2 rRNA genes are annotated in these 3,160 nt (G+C 57.8%); both read right to left on the bottom strand.

What is annotated here, in order from left to right:
* Positions 1–34 precede the first annotated feature (34 nt).
* A 5S ribosomal RNA gene (rrf, locus tag JMJ56_RS32575) occupies positions 35–149 on the bottom strand.
* Positions 150–287: 138 nt separating this feature from the next.
* Positions 288–3,023: ribosomal RNA gene (locus JMJ56_RS32570) — 23S ribosomal RNA — on the bottom strand.
* Between the last annotated feature and the right edge of the window lie 137 nt (positions 3,024–3,160).

The raw sequence follows: 3,160 nt of genomic DNA, 5'->3' as shown, positions 1-3,160 counted from the left end.
TGGTATGGTTAGTATCCTGGGATCCTGTTGGGTGGCCCGGCGGCGACCGACTCTCCCGCAGCTTGAGCTGCAGTACCATGGGCGCTGGGGTGTTTCACGTCCGAGTTCGGGATGGGATCGGGTGTATCATCCCCGCGATGACCACCGGGCCACCGAACAGGATCCTGGATGGGATGATGGAATGGTTGGTTTGGTGTGTTGGGTGGGGGTGTGTGGTGTGCGCGGCTTGGTGCTGCGTGCGGTGCTGGTCGCCTTTTGAGGGGTGACCGGCTGCTGTGGTGTTGGTGTGGTGGAGATCTATCGGGCGATTAGGACCGCTCGGCTGCATGCATTGCTGCACTTCCACCTGCGGCCTATCGACGTGATGGTCTATCACGGCCCTCGAGGGAGACCTCGTTTGGAGGGGGGTTTCCTGCTTAGATGCCTTCAGCAGTTATCCCGTCCGCACTTAGCTACCCAGCGATGCTCCTGGCGGAACAACTGGTACACCAGAGGTACGTCCATCCCGGTCCTCTCGTACTAGGGACAGATCCTCGCAAGTCTCCTACACCCACGGCAGATAGGGACCGAACTGTCTCACGACGTTCTAAACCCAGCTCACGTACCGCTTTAATCGGCGAACAGCCGAACCCTTGGGACCTGCTCCAGCCCCGGGATGCGATGAGCCGACATCGAGGTGCCAAACCTCCCCGTCGATGTGGACTCTTGGGGGAGATCAGCCTGTTATCCCTAGAGTACCTTTTATCCGTTGAGCGATGGCCCTTCCACGCGGGACCACCGGATCACTAAGGCCGACTTTCGTCTCTGTTCGCGCTGTCGCGCTCACAGTCAGGCGGGCTTGTGCCTTTGCACTCAACAGCCGATGTCCGACCGGCTTGAGCCCACCATCGCGCGCCTCCGTTACCATTTGGGAGGCGACCGCCCCAGTCAAACTGCCCACCACGCAGGGTCCTGGCCCGGGATAACCGGGCTCAGTTAGACGCCAGAAAGGCACAGGGTGGTATTTCAAGGTTGGCTCCACCAAGGCTAGCGCCCCGGCTTCAAAGCCTCCCACCTATCCTACACAGTCCCTTCCTGGCGCCACTGCGAAGTTGCAGTAAAGGTTCATAGGGTCTTTCCGTCTGACCGCGGGTACCCCGCATCTTCACGGGGAATTCAATTTCGCTGAGCCCATGCTGGAGACAGTGGGGAGGTCGTTACGCCATTCGTGCAGGTCGGAACTTACCCGACAAGGAATTTCGCTACCTTAGGACCGTTATAGTTACGGCCGCCGTTTACCGGGGCTTCGGTTCGATGCTTGCACATCTCCCCTTGACCTTCCGGCACCGGGCAGGCGTCAGACCCTATACGTCATCTCTCGATTTCGCAGAGCCCTGTGTTTTTACTAAACAGTCGCCACCCCCTGGTTTGTGTCACCCACACCTGGTTGCCCAAATGTGGGTCTCGCTTATCCCGAAGTTACGCGAGCAATTTGCCTAGTTCCTTCAGCATGGTTCTCTCAAGCGCCTTGGTATGCTCTACCAGTCCACCTGTGTCGGTTTAGGGTACGGTCCATAATGCCAGTGCTATTTCCCGAGCCGATCCAGCTGCACACCCAATCCAGTAAGGGCATACAGAACTTCACGGCTGTCACATCTGGCGGGCCAGGGAATGTTCACCCTGTTTCCATCGGCTACGGCTGTCGCCCTCGCCTTAGGGGCCGGCTCACCCTGCGCGGATTAGCCTTGCGCAGGAACCCTTGGACTTTCGGCGGGAGAGTTTCTCACTCTCCTTGTCGCTACTCATGTCCGCATTCGCACTTCCCATACCTCCACGGCCCCTCGCAGGTACCGCTTCACAGGCTTAGGGAACGCTCCGCTACCACGCTCTTTCGAGCATCCACAGCTTCGGCAGATGGCTTGAGCCCCGTTACATTTTCGCCGCGGGACAGCTATTAGACCAGTGAGCTATTACGCTTTCTTTAAAGGATGGCTGCTTCTAAGCCAACCTCCTGGTTGTTATGGCCGTCCTACATGCTTTCCCACTTAGCCATCATTTGGGGGCCTTAGCTGGTGGTCTGGGCTGTTTCCCTCTCGACAATGGACCTTAGCACCCACTGTCTGTCTGCCGCCCTGTACTCGCCGGCATTCGGAGTTCGGTAGGGTTTGGTAGGGCTTTGGGCCCCCCTAGCCCTTCCGGTGCTCTACCTCCGGCGGTAATCGAGCGACGATCTACCTCAATAGATTTCGCGGAGAACCAGCTATTTCCGAGTTTGATTGGCCTTTCACCCCTAGCCACAGCTCATCCCCGACTTTTTCAACAGGCGTGGGTTCGGCCCTCCAGTGCGTGTTACCGCACCTTCAGCCTGGCCATGGCTAGATCACTCGGTTTCGGGTCTTCTACCGGCAACTGGACGCCCTGTTCGGACTCGCTTTCGCTCCGCCTCCACCTCACGGCTTAAGCTCGCTGCCAACAGAAACTCGCGGACCCATTATACAAAAGGTACGCCGTCACCCTTGCGGGCTCCGACTGCTTGTAGGCGCTCGGTTTCAGGTCTCTTTCACTCCCCTCATCGGGGTGCTTTTCACCTTTCCCTCACGGTACTTGTGCACTATCGGTCGCCAAGGAGTATTTAGGCTTGGAGGGTGGTCCCCCCATGTTCAGACAGGGTTTCACGTGCCCCGCCCTACTCAAGGATCCACATGTGCCATACGCCTACGGGGCTATCACCCACTCTGGCCAGCCTTTCCAGACTGCTCGGCTTGACACATGCAGACCACTGGCCTGCTCCGCTTTCGCTCGCCACTACTCGCGGAATCTCCGTTGATGTCTTTTCCTCCAGGTACTGAGATGTTTCAGTTCCCCAGGTTCGCCTCACCACCCTATGTATTCAGATGGTGATCTCCATAAAGGAGGGGTTTCCCCATTCGGATATCTGCGGATCAACGATCGCTCGCATCTCCCCGCAGCTTTTCGCAGCGTGCCACGTCCTTCATCGCCTCTTGGCGCCAAGGCATCCACCGAACGCCCTTCTCTCTCTCCACCAACCCAAATCCTCAGCCCGCACGCAGGACCAAACCGCGCCCCACATGCAAAAACCCAAAGACCAGGCCAGCGCAAATCACACACACTTATCCAATCAACTAACCAACCATTCCATCTTCAAATGTCAAAAGAACAA

Origin of the sequence: Belnapia arida (assembly GCF_016773205.1) — a bacterium.
Lineage (GTDB): Bacteria > Pseudomonadota > Alphaproteobacteria > Acetobacterales > Acetobacteraceae > Belnapia > Belnapia arida.
This window is presented reverse-complemented; position numbering and strand designations above follow the sequence as displayed.